This is a genomic window from Collinsella aerofaciens (genome assembly GCF_039752775.1).
Taxonomy (GTDB): Bacteria; Actinomycetota; Coriobacteriia; order Coriobacteriales; family Coriobacteriaceae; genus Collinsella; species Collinsella aerofaciens_R.
In genome coordinates this window covers 1-15,696 of the sequence record NZ_JBDMGT010000021.1, presented here as the reverse complement: position 1 = coordinate 15,696, position 15,696 = coordinate 1, and the positions used below count along the sequence as shown (strand labels likewise).

Genomic DNA, 15,696 nt, shown 5'->3' with positions numbered 1-15,696 from the left:
TCTCCGAAGGAGAGCGACATGGAGAACAAGTACGTCTGTTCTGTCGATATCGGCGGAACTAAGATCGCGACTGCCGTCATGGAGTACCCGGCTGACGGTAGTGTGCCCCATCCCGTTTTTGAGGCCGAGGTTCCCACCGAGGCCCAAGAGGGCGGCGAGGCCGTCTTCCAGCGTATCGAGGCGTCCATCAAGGCTGCTCTCGAGGCGAATCCCGATGTCGAGGTCCTTGGCGTCGGTATCGGTGCCGCCGGCGTCGTCGATCCCAAGACGGGCGCCATCGCGTATGCCAATGAGATCATGCCCGGCTGGTCCGGCGTTCAGTTGGGGCCGCGTCTGCGCGAGGATCTCGGTCTTCCCGTTGCCGTTGTAGGCGACGTGCAGGCTCATGCTCTGGGCGAGGCCCACTGGGGCGTCGGCAAGGGCAAGTTCTCCGTCTTGTGTCTTGGCATCGGTACGGGTATCGGCGGCGCATATGTCGAGAACGGCCGCGTGATGCAGGGCTTCCATGGTGCTGCTGGCCATATGGGCCACATCGAGTGCTCGGCTGCCGCCGGCATTCCCTGCGCCTGCGGGCGTTCCGGCCATCTGGAGTCGGTTGCTTCGGGCACTTCCATTGGTCGTATGTACGATGAGCGCTTTGGCCGCGTCGACCCCAGCCGTCCTTCGGTCGGTCGCGATGTGAACGACCTGTGCCGTGCAGGCGACGCAAAGGCGACCGAGGTCATCCATGACGCCGGCTTTGCACTGGGCGCCAGCTTAGGCTCGCTCGCCAACATCTTGGATCCCGAGGTCATCGTGCTTTCGGGCGGCGTGATTCACCAGGGTCCCGATTGGCGTTCGCAGACGTGGAAGGACTCGGTGCACGAGGGCTATGCCAGCCAGGCGCTCGACCCGCTTCAGGACACACCGATCCTCATCGGGTCTCTGGAGGGCGATGCTCCGCTCATCGGTGCCGCCGAACACCTTCTTGCTTCGTTGAAGTAAACATAACTACCAAGTGTGCCTTCTGAGGTGCCGCAGATTGACGTGAAAGAGGAGCGAAGCGTACTTCGGTACGCGAGCGACGGTTTGAACGTCAAGGTGCGGCGTCTCAGAAGGCTGTTTTGAGAAAGGTTGAGTCGAACATGACCGTCGATCCTTTGATCCAGTCCCTGAAGGGCAAGCTCGTCGTGAGCGTTCAGGCGTATATGGGTGAGCCGCTTCGTACGCCCGAGACCATGGCTCAAATGTCTCGCGCTTGCGAGCTTGGCGGCGCCGCCGCCATTCGCTGCCAGGGCCTTGCCGATATTGCCGCCATTAAGGGTCGTTGTGAGGTTCCTGTTATCGGCCTGTGGAAGGATGGGCACGAGGGCGTTTACATCACGCCGACGCTGCGCCACGCTCGCGCCTGCGTTGCTGCGGGTGCCGATATCGTGGCGATCGACGCCACTGATCGCCCACGTCCCGATGGCAAGACCGTCGAGGACACCTTCCGCCCGCTGCACGAGGAGGGTGTGCTCCTGATGGCCGACTGTGCCACCATCGAGGACATTCGCCGCGCGGTTGATATGGGCTTCGACCTGGTATCCACCACGCTTTCTCACGGTGTCGCCGCCATCGACTGCACCATGGCCGATGGCCCCGATCTGCCGCTCCTGCGTCAGGCGACCGAGGAATTCCCCGGTCTTCCCATCATCTGCGAGGGCCGCGTGCACACGCCCGAGGAGGCCCGCGCCGCGATTGATGCGGGCGCCTGGGCCGTTGTCGTCGGCACCGCCATCACGCACCCCACGAGTATTACAAGTTGGTTCAAGGCTGCGCTTGAGGCGTAAGACGGACCTCGTATCCACTTGGGGCGGTATACTCAATAAAGGCAATTGATCGCGCGTGATCCGCTGGCCGGATCCCGCGCTTGTTTTAGGAGGCACACATGCAAAAGGGAGATGCCATGGATGCGGCGGAGCGCTCGGAGCGCATCCCCGATATCGTCATCATCACCGGAATGTCCGGATCGGGCCGAACGCAGGCCATGCATGTGTTCGAGGACATGGGCTACTTTTGCATCGACAACTTGCCTCCGCGTCTGATCGCCCAGCTTGCCGAACTCGTCGGCATCAATACGGGCGTGGGCAGGCATCTTGCCGTCACCTGCGACCTGCGCAGCCAGGGCTTGTTCGATGAGCTGCTCGATGCCGTTGCCGCACTCGAGGAGCGCGAGATGAGCTGTGACATTGTGTTTCTCGAGGCCTCTGACGAGGTGCTGATCCGTCGTTATAGTGAAAACCGCCGCCGCCATCCCATTGCCAAGCCGGGGGAGACTACGGCCGATGCGATTCAGCGCGAGCGCCTGCAGCTGCAGGGCGTTCGCGACCGAGCTGACATGATTATCGATACGAGCCGCTTGCGCACCTCTGCTCTGCGCAACAAATTGCGCATGGCGTTCTCCGAGTTGTCCGACCAGCAGCTCATGGACGTTCACGTGTTCTCGTTTGGCTTTAAGCACGGTATGCCCGTCGAGGCGGACATTATGATCGACGTTCGCTTCCTGCCCAATCCGTTCTACGATCCCGAGATGCGCACCATGACCGGCCTCGATAAGAAAGTCTCCGACTTTGTTCTGGATCATCCCAAGACCCAGGAGTTCTGGAAGGCCTGGACGCAGCTGCTCGATACGGTCATGCCCGGCTATATCGCGGAGGGCAAGCCACAGCTTTCTATTGCCATCGGTTGCACGGGCGGTCAACACCGCAGTGTTGCCATCGCCGAGGCCACGGCACGTTATTTGGAAGGCGCCCAGTATCACGTGAGCATTTCCCATCGCGACCTGTCGCGCGCCAACACGAAAGCATAGGTCTGCATGTCGTTTACCGCCGAGGTGCGTGACGAGCTCGCGCGCTGCGAACCCGAATGTGAATACTGCGATTTGTCGACGCTTGCCGCCCTGACGCGTGTGAGCGGTACACTTTCGCTGGCCGGCTCCGGGCGGTATCGTTTGACGGTCGCGACCGAGACGGGTGCCGTCGCGCGCACGATGATCACACTGACGCATCGCATCCTTAAGCTCAAAACGGAATTCACCGTTCGTAAATCGGTCTTGCATAAGGTCCGTAACTATCTCATTACCCTGCCCGATCAACCCGACCTGGACAAGGCTCTGGTGCTGCTGGGCATTCTCGACCGCAGGGGAGGGCTCGTCGCTGGTGTTCCCCGGCACATCGTTGCTCGTCCCTGCTGCAGGGTTGCCTACATTCGCGGCGCGCTCATCGCCGGCGGTTTCGTGGCCGATCCCCGCGGCGACTTTCATTTGGAGATTGCGGTGCAGGGCGAGCAATATGCCAAGGGACTTTGCGATCTATTGGAGCAGATTGGGGTCCATGCGCGCGTTAACGCGCGGCGCGGGTCTTATGCCGTGTACATTAAGAGCGCCGAGGAAATCGAGCATCTTTTAAAGCTGATTGGTGCCAAGCGCAGCGTTGCCGAGATCGAGGAGGCGCGCGCGGTCAAATTGGTTAAGAACGATGTGAACCGTCGCGTGAATGCCGAGCTTGCCAACCAGACCAGAAGTGCGGGTGCCGCCCAACATCAGCTTGCGTTGATCGATGAGCTCGAACAGCGGGGTTTGCGCGACACGCTTCCGGACGCCTTGGCGGTCTTTTGCGACCTACGCGAGCGCTATCCCGATCTGTCGCTGCGCGATCTGGGCGAGATGGCTGACCCTCCCTTGTCGAAGTCTGCCCTGTACCATCGCGTTTTGAGGCTTGAAAAGCTCATTGAAGCAAACAAGTAGTTTGAAGTATCGACTTATATACGGATTTAGCTGCTATTTTATTCTTTAAAACGTTTTAACGTAAATTTGATTTTCAATTTCGAGCATTCTCGTGAAATTCAAGTCAAAAAAAAGGTATATTAGGCGAGTGGTTAGTTTGTGGGCCTCAACGGCGGGCGCTGTAGCTCGCGGGGGCCTTACGAAAGGAGACACAATGGCAGTAAAGGTTGCTATTAACGGCTTCGGTCGCATCGGTCGTCTGGCTTTCCGTCAGATGTTCGGTCATGAGGGCTCCGAGATCGTCGCTATCAACGACCTCACCTCTCCCGATATGCTCGCTTACCTGCTGAAGTACGACTCCACGCAGGGCAACTACGCTCGCGATCACGAGGTCGTTGCTGGCGAGGATTCCATCACCGTTGACGGCAAGGAGATCAAGATCTACAAGGAGGCCGACGCCAACAACCTGCCTTGGGGCGACCTCGACGTCGACGTCGTTCTCGAGTGCACCGGCTTCTACACCAGCAAGGCTAAGGCTCAGGCCCACATCAACGCTGGCGCCAAGAAGGTCGTCATCTCCGCTCCGGCCGGCAGCGATCTGCCCACCATCGTGTACAACGTCAACCATGAGACGCTGACCGCTGAGGACAACATCATCTCCGCTGCTTCCTGCACCACCAACTGCCTCGCCCCGATGGCCAAGGGTCTGAACGACTTCGCTCCCATCGTGTCCGGCATCATGACCACCATTCACGCCTGGACCGGCGACCAGATGCCGCTCGACGGCCCGCAGCGCAAGGGCAACAAGCGTCGTAGCCGCGCCTGCGCCGTCAACATCGTCCCCAACACCACCGGTGCTGCCAAGGCCATCGGCCTGGTTCTCCCCGAGCTCAACGGTAAGCTCATCGGTGCCGCCCAGCGCGTCCCGACGCCGACCGGCTCCATCACCAACCTCTACGCTGTCGTTGACAAGAAGGTCACCGTCGACGAGGTTAACGCCGCTATGAAGGCCTACGCTGCCACCATCTCCGAGACCTTCGGTTACAACGAGGACGACATCGTCTCCACCGACATCATCGGCGAGACCCACGGCTCCATCTTCGACGCCACTCAGACCATGTGCTCTGACCTCGGCAACGGCCAGACCCTCGTTCAGGTCACCTCTTGGTACGACAACGAGAACTCCTACACCTCTCAGATGGTCCGCACCATCAAGTACTTCGAGAAGTTCGTTGCTTAATTTAGCTTTTAACGAATAGCTCGTTGAGCGTCTAAAGAAGGGCGCGGCCTTATAGGGCTTACACCCTAGGGTCGCGCCCTTTTTATAAGAAATCGTCTGCCGTAATGGAAGGCAGACACGTACGAAAGGTAGAAGCAAACATGGCCTTTACCAAGAAGACCGTCCGCGACATCGATGTCGACGGCAAGCGCGTTCTCGTCCGCGTTGACTTTAACGTGCCTATCAAGGATGGCGTCGTTGGCGACACCACCCGTATTAAGGCTGCCCTGCCCACCATCAACTATCTCGTTGAGCACAACGCTCGCGTCATCCTCATGAGCCACCTCGGCCGTCCCGAGGGCACCGGCTTCCAGCCCGAGCTGTCTCTCGAGCCCGTCGCCAAGAAGCTCGCTGAGCTCTCTGGTCTCGACGTTGCCTTTGTCGCCGACACCTACGGCGAGAAGGCTGCTGAGGCTGTCGCTGCCGTCGAGCCGGGCAAGGTCCTCGTTCTCGAGAACGTCCGTTTTGACAAGCGTGAGAAGAAGAACGATCCCGAGATCGCCAAGAAGCTCGCTTCCTATGGTGACGTCTTCGTTCTCGATGCCTTCGGTACCGCTCATCGCGCCCAGGGTTCCGTCGTGGGCCCCGCCGCTTACCTGCCCGCAGTCGCTGGCTTCCTGCTCGAGAAGGAGGTCGACACGCTGACCGGCATCTTCGCCGAGCCCGAGCGTCCCTTCGTCGCTATCGTCGGCGGTTCCAAGGTTTCCTCCAAGATCGGTGTTCTCGATCACCTCATCGACTCTGCTGATACCCTGATCATCGGTGGCGGCATGGCCTACACCTTCTTCCTGGCTCAGGGCCTGTCCGTTGGTCAGTCCCTCAAGGAAGAGGACTGGGTCGAGCGCGCTGGCGAGATGCTCAAGAAGGCCGAGGAGAAGGGCGTCAAGATCCTGCTCCCCATCGACAACCGTGTTGCCGATCACTTTGGCGAGGACGCTGTCCCCGAGGTTGTCGCTTCCGACGCTATCCCCGACGATCGTGAGGGTATGGACATCGGCCCCAAGACCGAGGAACTCTACGCCGAGGCCGTCAAGGGCGCCAAGACCGTGTTCTGGAATGGCCCCATGGGCGTCTTCGAGTTCGATAACTTCGCTCACGGCACCCAGGCTATCGCCGAGGCTGTCGCCGAGGCCGACTGCACCTCGATCATCGGTGGTGGCGATTCCGTCGCGGCCGTCAACAAGTTTAACCTGGCCGACAAGATGAGCTGGATTTCCACCGGCGGTGGCGCTTCCATGGAGCTCGTCGAGGGTAAGGCCCTGCCCGGAGTGGAGGCGCTTCTCGATGCCTAAACGCACCCTTCTTATCGCTGGTAACTGGAAGATGAACAACGACGTCGCCGAGGCTGCCAAGCTCGCCGACGAGCTGGCTCAGGCTCTGCCCGAGGTTCCGGCTGGCGTCGAGGTACTCGTCTGCCCTCCGACCATCGACATCACCACGGTTCATGACCGCATTCAGGCTGCCCCCATCGCCCTCGGTGCACAGAACGTGTACTGGGAGGCCAAGGGTGCCTTCACCGGTGAGTCCTCTTGCGACATGCTCAAGTCCGCTGGCTGCACCTACTGCATCATCGGTCACTCTGAGCGTCGCGACTACTTCCACGAGACCGACGAGGATCAGAACATGAAGGCCAAGGCCCTCGTTGCCGCAGGTCTTGTTCCCGTTTTCTGCTGCGGCGAGTCCCTTGAGGTCCGCGAGGCCGGCACCTATGTCGAGCACGTCGTGAACCAGGTCAAGGCTGGCCTTGCTGGTCTTGAGATCACCTGCCCCAAGCAGATCGTCGTCGCTTACGAGCCCATCTGGGCCATCGGTACCGGCAAGACCGCTACCGCCGAGGACGCTCAGGAGGTCTGCGGCGCTATCCGTGAGACTCTTAAGGAGATGTTCGGCGAGGAGCTCGCCGATGGCATCCGTGTTCTCTACGGTGGCTCTGCCAAGCCTGGCAACATCGCCGAGCTCGTCGCCAAGCCCGACGTCGACGGCGCCCTCGTGGGCGGCGCTTCGCTCAAGGCTGCCGACTTTGCCTCTATGGTTGTTAAGGCAGGCGAGTAGGACATATGGCACAGCGTCATCTTCCTGCACTCCTGATTATCATGGACGGCTGCGGCCTGGCCCCGGACGACGGCGAGAACGCCGTCGCCGCTGCCAAGACGCCTTTCCTCGATAGCCTGTATGAGAAGTACCCCCACACCACGCTCGGCGCTTCGGGCGAGGACGTGGGCCTTCCTGACGGTCAGATGGGCAACTCCGAGGTGGGTCACCTCAACATCGGTGCCGGCCGCATCGTGTTCCAGGAGCTTTCGCGCATCAACAAAGCCATCCAGGACGGATCCATCGCCAAGAACGAGGTTTTCGTCAAGGCTATGGATGATGTCAAGGCCGAGGGCAAGACCCTTCACCTTATGGGCCTTATGAGCCCTGGCGGCGTTCACTCCCACATGAACCACGTCGAGGCTTTGGTCAAAATGGCTGCCCAGCATGGCGTCAAGACCGTTCGCGTCCATGCCTTCATGGACGGCCGTGACGTCGACCCGCAGTCCGGTGCCGGCTACATGAGCGAGTTCTGCGCCTTCCTGGCCAAGATCTCCGAGGAGACCGGTTGCGACGCTCGCGTTGCCACCGTCTCGGGCCGTTATTGGGCCATGGACCGCGATAACCGCTGGGAACGCATTCAGCGCGCCTACGACGTCATGGTCAATGCGTCCGATGCCGATACCGACCCCGTTGCCGGTATCAAGGCCTACTATGAGAAGGATCCGCGCGGCGACGAGTTCGTCGAGCCCTTTGCTGCCCACAATGAGGGCATCCATGAGGGCGACGCGGCTATCTTCTTTAACTTCCGTCCCGACCGCGCCCGTCAGATGACCCGCGTGTTCACGGACAAGGAGTTCGACGGCTTTGAGCGCGAGCAGATCAAGCTTTCGCATTTTGTGACGATGACCGAGTACGATCCGACGTTTGACGTCGAGGTCGCCTTCCCCAAGACGTTCCCCGAGAACGTCCTGGCCGACGTCATCGCCGCCAATGGCCTGAAGCAGCTGCACACCGCCGAGACCGAGAAGTACGCCCACGTGACGTTCTTCCTCAACGGCGGCATCGAGGAGCCCAAGGAGGGCGAGGAGCGCGTGCTCGTCGCTTCCCCCAAGGTTGCCACCTACGATCTGCAGCCCGAGATGAGCGCTCCCGAGGTTACCGAGAAGCTCGTCGCCGCTATTAACGAGGATCGCGCTGATTTCTACATCGTGAACTTCGCGAACTGCGACATGGTTGGCCATACCGGCGTGTTCGATGCTGCCGTCAAGGCTGTCGAGGCCGTTGACGATGCCCTGTCTAAGGTTGTCCCGGCGATTCTCGCCAAGGGCGGCTTTGCGCTGATCACCGCCGACCACGGCAACGCCGATCACATGTTTGACGTTGCTTCCGACGGTTCCAAGCATCCGTTTACGGCTCACACCACCAACCGCGTTCCGTTCATCATCGTTGATGAGAAGGCCAAGCTCACCGGTATCGAGGACGGCCGTCTTTCCGATATCGCTCCGACCATGCTCACCATGGCTGGTATTGAGCCTTCCGCCGAGATGACGGGCCGCGTGCTCGCCACCGAGGCCTAATAGAAAACAAATACCGTTTTCTAGTAAGGGGGTTGTCCACAACCGGACAACCCCCTTTTTGGTATTTCTGCCATTTCCACCCCGTCCTTGAGTGGCAGGTAGGGGAGAGCGGGGGATTGTGGTACAGTACTGGAGTTTAAACTGTTCTATTAAGGAGCTTATCTATGGGTCCGTTCCAGATTCTTCTGTTTGTCGTTTGGGCTGTCTCTGCCGTGGCGCTGACGATTCTCGTCCTGATGCATTCCGGTAAGGGCACCGGCGTTTCGGATATGATCGCTAGCTCGCTGTATAACTCCAGCTCTGCCACGGGCGTCATGGAGCAGAACCTCGACCGTCTGACCGTCATCATGGCTGTCGTGTTTGCCGTGTGCGTCGTGCTGTGCATGTTCTTCTTCCCGCAGGGCATCGTCGGCTACTAAGCACGAGCCGCATAAATATTCAAAAAGGGTCCCGTAAGTGCGGGACCCTTTTTGTTTACATATTTGTAACAGAGTCAAAATATCCCCACATACTTCGCCCAACTAAAGAAATTCTCGACCGTTAACCGGAATTAGCCCCAAATTGTGTATAAAATGCGCTACTGTATTGTAAAACGTTGGTCCGTTGTGCATAACCAGCCATAGCAGCGGGCGGCGTTTTGATGGTTCGGATCGGATTGTTTCGACATGTGTCCGACTGAACATTTCTTTGTCCTATCTCATAAGGAGGATGGCATGGCTGATTCTATGTTCCACCAGCCCGTTATGGGTCGTCGCGCCTTTGTTGGCGGCACCCTTGCTGCGAGCTCCATGGCTTTTCTTGCCGCATGTGGCAAGAAGGGTGGCGACGCTTCCGGTTCTGAGTCCGGTTCGACGCTGAACTTCTACATCAACAACCCGGTCTGCATCGACCCCTACAATGTCCAGGAGGACCAGGGCACTCAGGTCGAGTACCAGCTCTTTGACGCTCTGACCTCTTACGACGCCGAGAAGGGCGAGATCGTTCCGCTGGCTTGCGAGTCCTTTGAGTCCAACGACGACGCCACCGAGTTTACCTTCAAGATCAAGAAGGCCAAGTTCCACAACGGTGACGACGTTACCTCCAAGTCCTTCAAGCTCGGTTGGGAGCGTCTGGTCAACACCAAGTCGGCCATCGCTACCGAGTACGGTCCTTCCGAGGTCTCCTATCACCTTTCCATGGTCGAGGGTTATGACGACCTGCTTGCCGGTAACGCTACCGAGCTCAGCGGTGTTACGTGCCCCGACGATGAGACCCTCGTCGTCAAGCTGTCTTCCGCTTACGCTGACTTCCCCTTCGTCGCCTCTCATCCGGCTCTGGCCCCGGTTCCCGAGTGCGCCGAGTCCGATGTCAAGAGCTTCTATCTTGCCCCGGTCGGTAACGGCCCGTTCATGATGGACGGCAAGTGGGAGGATGGCCAGGAGATCAACGTCAAGAAGTTCGACGATTACTATGGCGACAAGGCCAAGATCGATGGCATCCACTTCCAGGTCATCAAGGACATGGAGACCGCTTACAAGGAGTTCCAGGCCGGTAACCTCGATGTCTGCGACGTTCCCGTCGCTCAGATCGATGCCGCCAAGAAGGATCGCGGCGTGTCCAAGGACGGCTACACCATGGGTGACGGCGAGCGCATGCTGCTCGGCGCCGAGCCTTCCACGTACTATCTGACCTGCAACACCACGGCCGAGCCGTTCAACAACGCCGACCTGCGTAGGGGCATCTCCCTGGCCATTAACCGTGAGGCCATCTGCAAGACCATCTTCAAGGGTACCCGTACCCCTGCCGACGGCATTGTTCCTCCGGGCATCGATGGCTACAAGGAGGGCGCATGGGAGTTCTGCGCCTACGATGTCGACAAGGCTAACGAGTACCTCGACAAGGTTGCTCCCGCTGGCGCTAACGGGGATCGTGGCATTAGCGTGACCCTGTCCTACAACCAGGACGGCGGTCACAAGGAGATCATGGAGTCCATCATCGGCGACCTCGCCAAGGTTGGCGTTACCGCTGTCTCCGATACCCCTGAGTGGTCTGCCCTGCTCGAGCAGTATCAGAACTTTAACTATCAGTTCGGTCGTCTGGGTTGGATTGCCGACTACCCGATCATGGACAACTTCCTGTATCCGCTGTTCCACTCCGACTCCCTCGGTGGCGACAACCGCTCCGGTTACAACAACCCCGAGTTCGACGCCAAGGTCGACGAGGCTCGTACTATTGTTGACGACGAGGAGCGCGTCGCTAAGATGCAGGAGGCCGATGCAATGGTCGCTGCCGACTGCCCGGTCATCCCGATTATGTTCTACACGCACACCATCGCCGGCTCCGATCGCATCAAGCACCTCTATGTCGATCCGCAGAAGCACGCCGATCTGGGTACCGCTGAGCTCTCCTAAGAGTTTGCAGCTTTGGTGAGGGTCAAGTATTTACGTAGACCTCATGGGAAACATACAGTTCTCCCTAACCTGGGGTAAACTGGCTGATGGTAATTTTGGGATGCCGGTCTGGCGATCGGCATCCCATTTAGGTTAATCCCTAGATAGGGGAGTGGTATGGGTAAGTACATCGTTAAACGTGTGCTTCAGTTCATCCCGGTGTTTTTGGGCGTTACGCTGATTCTGTTCGCCCTCCAGAATATCGTGCCGGGAGATCCGATCAAGCTGATCGGTGGAGACAAGGCTCTGTCCCCCGAGGTGGAGCTTCAGCTTCGCGTCCGCTATCACCTGGTCCAGACGGACGAGGACGGCAACGCGATCCTTGACGAGAACGGCGACCCCGTTCAAACGTCGCTCGTGGACCGTTACTTGTATTACATGAACGGCCTGCTTCATGGCGATCTGGGCAATTCGTATCAGCGCAAGCTGCCGGTTACGGATATCTTTGCCCAGAAGTATCCGTATACGGTCAAACTTGCCGCGTGCGCCATCGTGCTCGAGGCAATTATGGGTATCGGTGCGGGTATCATTTCGGCGGTAAAGCGTTATTCCTTCTGGGATATTTTGGTAACGCTCACCACGTCGATCCTCGTTGCGGTCCCGGCCTTCTGGCTCGGTATGTTGCTGCAGCTGTTCTTTGGCGTCATCCTCAAGGACGCCACGGGCGGTGCAATCTCCATGCCGATCTCGGGTGCCGGCGGTTCCAGCTCTCAGTATCAGGATTGGATGCACTATGTGCTTCCGACCATTACGCTGGCTTCGGTTTCGACCGCTTATGCTGCGCGCATCATGCGCTCGCAGCTGCTTGACGTCATGAACCAGGATTACATCCGTACGGCAAAGGCCAAGGGTCTCTCCAATCGTGCGATCATCGTCAAGCATGCGCTTAAGAATGCACTCATCCCCGTCGTTACCTATATTGGTGTCGACTTTGGCGGCATGCTTTCGGGCGCCATCCTGACCGAGACGGTCTTTAACTGGCCCGGTATCGGCTATGAGGTCTATCGCGCCATTAGCATGCGTGACTGGCCCATCGTTATGGGCGGCGTTACGCTCATCGTCGTCGTCGTTATGGTGATCAACCTGCTCGTCGACATTAGCTATGCATTCCTCGACCCGCGCATCCGCCTTGGCGGTCCGTCGGATAAGGCCTAAGGGAGGTACGTCTCATGCAGGAAACTGATTCTCAGTCTCAGGAGCAGGCTACCGCCACCAAGGCCGCATCTGCTCCCGCCAAGTCCCGCACGCTGTGGGGCGACGCTTTTAAGCGTCTTCGCAAGAACAAGCTCGCCGTTATCGGTGTCTGCTGGATCATCATCGTCGTTGTGGTTGCCCTGACCGCAGATCTGTGGGCTAAGCCCTGGCTCGGTTCGCCGACAGCTTCCGACTCGACCACCATGGCCGAGACGTCGCTGCTGGCTCCGTGTGCCGAGCACCCGTTTGGCACCGACGCCCTTGGTCGTGACATTCTCGTCCGCGTTATCTACGGTGCGCGCGTTTCGCTGTCCGTCGGAATTATGGCCACCGCGATCTCCACGCTGATCGGTCTGGTCATGGGTGCTCTGGCCGGTTTCTACGGCGGCATCTGGGATACGATCATCATGCGCTGTGCGGACATCTTCCTGGCGTTCCCGTACGTGCTGTTCGTTGTCGCCATGATCGCCGTTATCGGCCGTGGTCTTCAGAACGTCTTTATCGCCATCGGCATTCTTGGCTGGCCTTCGATTGCGCGCGTCTTCCGCTCTGCAATCTTGACGGTCAAGGAAAACGACTATGTTGATGCTGCGCGCGCGATGGGTGCATCTGATGCTCGTATCGTCGTGCGTCACATCTTCCCGAACTCCGTCGCCTCCATCGTGGTCTACGCGACCATGAACATTGGTGGCGCCATTCTGACCGAGTCCGCTCTGTCCTTCCTCGGCATGGGCGTTATTCCGCCTACGCCTTCGTGGGGCTCCATGATTCAGGACGGTCAGCAGTATCTTCTGACTGCTCCGTGGATGATGATCATGCCCGGTCTGGCAATTCTCTCGACGGTGCTCGCCTTCACCCTGTTGGGTGACGGTCTGCGCGACGCCCTCGACGTCAAGATGAAGGACGCATAAGGATGAAGAAGAACAAGAACTATGTGGACCTGAAGGACCAGCCGGTTCCCGAGGGCCAGCATCTGCTCGAGGTCGATGACCTAAAGATGTATTTCCACACCGAGGATGGCGTCGTTCGCGCTGTCGACGGTGTCTCCTACACGCTCGATCGCGGCGAGACCCTGGGCGTCGTCGGTGAGTCCGGCTCTGGTAAGTCCGTGACCGCCATGACCATCATGGGCCTCATCTCGATGCCTCCGGGAAAGATTGAGGGCGGCGACGTTCGCTATCGCGGTCGTTCTATCCTCGAGATGACTGAGGAAGAGATGCAGCACATTCGCGGTAACGATATCGCGATGATCTTCCAGGATCCTATGACCTCCTTGAACCCGGTCTATAAGATCGGCAAGCAGGTGGGCGAGGGCCTTCGTCTGCACCGTGGTTACTCCAAGCAGGAGGCGCTCAAGCGTGCCACCGAGCTTCTGGACCTCGTTGGTATTCCCGAGCCCGAGAAGCGCGTCAATGAGTATCCGCACCAGTTCTCTGGCGGTATGCGTCAGCGCGTCATGATCGCTATGGCTCTTGCCTGCGACCCCGATATCCTGATTGCCGACGAACCCACGACGGCCCTGGACGTTACCATTCAGGCTCAGATTATCGAGCTCATGCAGGAGATGCAGGAGAAGAACGGCAACGCCATTATCATGATCACCCATGACCTGGGCGTCGTTGCCGATATGGCCGACAAGATCATGGTTATGTACGCCGGCCGTCCCGTCGAGTTCGGTACTGCTGAGGAAATCTTCTACGAGAGCCGCCATCCCTACACCTGGGGTCTTATCCGCTCCATCCCGGAGCAGGCCATCGAGGAGAAGAAGCCGCTGACGCCGATTCACGGCAACCCGCCTTCGCTCATGAACCTGCCCGAGGGCTGCGTGTTCTCGCCTCGTTGTCCCTATGCGACCGATAAGTGCCGCAAGCAGCGCCCCGAGCGCGTTGTCACCGAGTCTGGTCATTACTCTGCGTGCCACTACTCCGGTGACCCCGAGTTCCTCAAGAACGCTCCTGAGACGTCCCGTACGCGTAAGGATTCCAAGAAGGGAGGCGAGGCGTAATGGCAGATACCAACGAGCGTACTCCGCTGCTGAAGGTCGAGCACCTCTCTAAGGAGTTTCCCGCTGAGTCCGGCATGTTCGCCAAGCGCTTCTCTAAGCGTGTCGTCTCTGCTGTGAATGACATTTCGTTCGAGATTTATCCGGGCGAGACCTTTGGCCTGGTCGGCGAGTCTGGTTGCGGTAAGTCCACCACGGGCCGCACCATCATGCGCCTGACCAAGCCGACGGCAGGCAAAGTGTTCTTCCAGGGCAAAGACGTTGCCGAGATGAGCAAGCACGAGATCAAGGACATGCGTCGCGAGATGCAGTTCATCTTCCAGGATCCCTATGCTTCGCTCAACCCTCGTATGACCATCGGCGAGATTGTTTCTGAGCCCATGACCATTCATGGCGTTGGCACCAAGGAAGAGCGTATCGAGCGTGTCCGCGAGCTGCTGGACGTCGTCGGTCTGAACCCCGAGCACATCAACCGCTATCCGCACGAGTTCTCGGGCGGTCAGCGTCAGCGTGTCGGCATTGCCCGCGCTTTTGCGCTGAAGCCCAAGCTGATTATCTGCGACGAGCCGGTTTCCGCTCTGGATGTTTCCATTCAGGCCCAGGTTTTGAACCTGCTCAAGGAACTGCAGGACAAGTTCGGTACCGCGTATCTGTTTATCGCCCACGACCTGTCCGTCGTGCAGCACATTTCCGATCGCGTTGCCGTTATGTATCTGGGGAAGATGGTTGAGGTTTCGGACTGGAAGACGCTCTACAGCGAGCCTCACCATCCGTACACGCAGTCGCTGCTGTCTGCCGTGCCGGTTCCCGATCCTGATATCCAGAAGACCCGCAAGCGCATCATCCTCGCTGGCGATCCGCCGTCGCCGCTGGATCCGCCGACCGGTTGCCGTTTCCACACTCGCTGCCCGATCGCTCAGGGTATCTGCTCTGAGAAGCTTCCCGAGTTTAAGGAAGTCGCACCGGGCCACTGCTGCGCCTGCCACTTCGCGGAGCCGTTCCCGATCAAGGAATCGCACATCGACTTGTAGCCGGTTGTTATCGTCCGGGCCCGCCCTGAAGTTACTTTTCAGAACGTCCTCGGACATGCAAGAAACCCCCGCTGCGCACTTCGTGCGGCGGGGGTTTCTTGCGTCCTGCGGAGTGTTCTGAAAAGTAACTTCAGGGCAGGCCCTGCGGTAACTCGGCAGAGGAGGGGAGTGCGATTCCTCGATCGCTCACTTAATCTAATAGGAAAGTTAGTGAGGCCGGAGCTTTAGCTCCGGCCTCCTTATATAAGGGCTCGGCAAAGCCGAGCCACCAAATTTGCATCAGCCCCCAGAACATGTTTGAGAACTGTGCCTGAAGTATGTATTTGCAGGCCCCGAATCGGTGTTGCCTCCCGGCGCATTCCGCAGGGGGAGCGGTATTTTGCAGCACGAAGTGCGCAACAAAAT

15 protein-coding genes are annotated in these 15,696 nt (G+C 59.0%); 14 read left to right on the top strand and 1 reads right to left on the bottom strand.

Going from position 1 to position 15,696, the window contains the following annotated elements:
* Positions 1-18 precede the first annotated feature (18 nt).
* The 14 genes from ABHR63_RS06705 to ABHR63_RS06640 all read left to right on the top strand — a co-directional run bounded on the left by ABHR63_RS06705 (position 19) and on the right by ABHR63_RS06640 (position 15,291).
* Positions 19-984, top strand: coding sequence for an ROK family protein (locus ABHR63_RS06705; RefSeq protein WP_346965151.1), 966 nt, complete (start codon positions 19-21; stop codon positions 982-984).
* A gap of 140 nt (positions 985-1,124) precedes the next feature.
* Positions 1,125-1,811 (top strand): N-acetylmannosamine-6-phosphate 2-epimerase, encoded by a 687-nt coding sequence (locus ABHR63_RS06700; protein WP_022094877.1) that lies wholly within the window; start codon positions 1,125-1,127, stop codon positions 1,809-1,811.
* A gap of 98 nt (positions 1,812-1,909) precedes the next feature.
* Positions 1,910-2,830, top strand: a complete 921-nt coding sequence (rapZ, locus tag ABHR63_RS06695; RefSeq protein ID WP_022094878.1) for an RNase adapter RapZ — start codon at positions 1,910-1,912, stop codon at positions 2,828-2,830.
* Between the two features lie 6 nt (positions 2,831-2,836).
* Positions 2,837-3,766, top strand: a complete 930-nt coding sequence (gene whiA, locus ABHR63_RS06690; protein ID WP_346965150.1) for a DNA-binding protein WhiA — start codon at positions 2,837-2,839, stop codon at positions 3,764-3,766.
* Between the two features lie 193 nt (positions 3,767-3,959).
* Positions 3,960-4,985, top strand: a complete 1,026-nt coding sequence (gene gap / locus ABHR63_RS06685) for a type I glyceraldehyde-3-phosphate dehydrogenase (RefSeq protein ID WP_022094880.1) — start codon at positions 3,960-3,962, stop codon at positions 4,983-4,985.
* Positions 4,986-5,125: 140 nt separating this feature from the next.
* Entirely contained in the window at positions 5,126-6,316 is a 1,191-nt protein-coding gene (locus ABHR63_RS06680) for a phosphoglycerate kinase (RefSeq protein ID WP_006236149.1), read from the top strand.
* Positions 6,309-7,076, top strand: coding sequence for a triose-phosphate isomerase (gene tpiA / locus ABHR63_RS06675; protein WP_346965149.1), 768 nt, complete (start codon positions 6,309-6,311; stop codon positions 7,074-7,076). Before ABHR63_RS06680 ends, tpiA begins: the two co-directional genes overlap by 8 nt.
* A gap of 5 nt (positions 7,077-7,081) precedes the next feature.
* A complete protein-coding gene (gene gpmI, locus ABHR63_RS06670) occupies positions 7,082-8,635 on the top strand; it encodes a 2,3-bisphosphoglycerate-independent phosphoglycerate mutase (RefSeq protein ID WP_346965148.1) in 1,554 nt (517 codons plus the stop codon).
* A 164-nt stretch (positions 8,636-8,799) separates the two neighbouring features.
* Positions 8,800-9,054, top strand: a complete 255-nt coding sequence (secG, locus tag ABHR63_RS06665; protein WP_006236144.1) for a preprotein translocase subunit SecG — start codon at positions 8,800-8,802, stop codon at positions 9,052-9,054.
* A gap of 294 nt (positions 9,055-9,348) precedes the next feature.
* Positions 9,349-11,025: a peptide ABC transporter substrate-binding protein gene (locus ABHR63_RS06660; RefSeq protein ID WP_346965147.1), complete on the top strand. Its 1,677-nt coding sequence runs from the start codon at positions 9,349-9,351 to the stop codon at positions 11,023-11,025.
* A gap of 156 nt (positions 11,026-11,181) precedes the next feature.
* Positions 11,182-12,219, top strand: coding sequence for an ABC transporter permease (locus tag ABHR63_RS06655; protein ID WP_161144843.1), 1,038 nt, complete (start codon positions 11,182-11,184; stop codon positions 12,217-12,219).
* Positions 12,220-12,233: 14 nt separating this feature from the next.
* On the top strand, positions 12,234-13,169 hold the full coding sequence (locus tag ABHR63_RS06650) for an ABC transporter permease (RefSeq protein WP_035138881.1): 936 nt from the start codon (positions 12,234-12,236) through the stop codon (positions 13,167-13,169).
* Positions 13,170-13,171: 2 nt separating this feature from the next.
* On the top strand, positions 13,172-14,263 hold the full coding sequence (locus ABHR63_RS06645; protein WP_022094887.1) for an ABC transporter ATP-binding protein: 1,092 nt from the start codon (positions 13,172-13,174) through the stop codon (positions 14,261-14,263).
* Positions 14,263-15,291, top strand: a complete 1,029-nt coding sequence (locus tag ABHR63_RS06640) for an ABC transporter ATP-binding protein (RefSeq protein ID WP_022094888.1) — start codon at positions 14,263-14,265, stop codon at positions 15,289-15,291. Before ABHR63_RS06645 ends, ABHR63_RS06640 begins: the two co-directional genes overlap by 1 nt.
* A 190-nt stretch (positions 15,292-15,481) precedes the next feature.
* On the opposite strand, the gene ABHR63_RS06635 is transcribed toward ABHR63_RS06640, so the two are convergent.
* Positions 15,482-15,696 (bottom strand): hypothetical protein (locus tag ABHR63_RS06635; protein WP_346965917.1); only part of this gene is annotated, 215 nt, incomplete at its 5' end.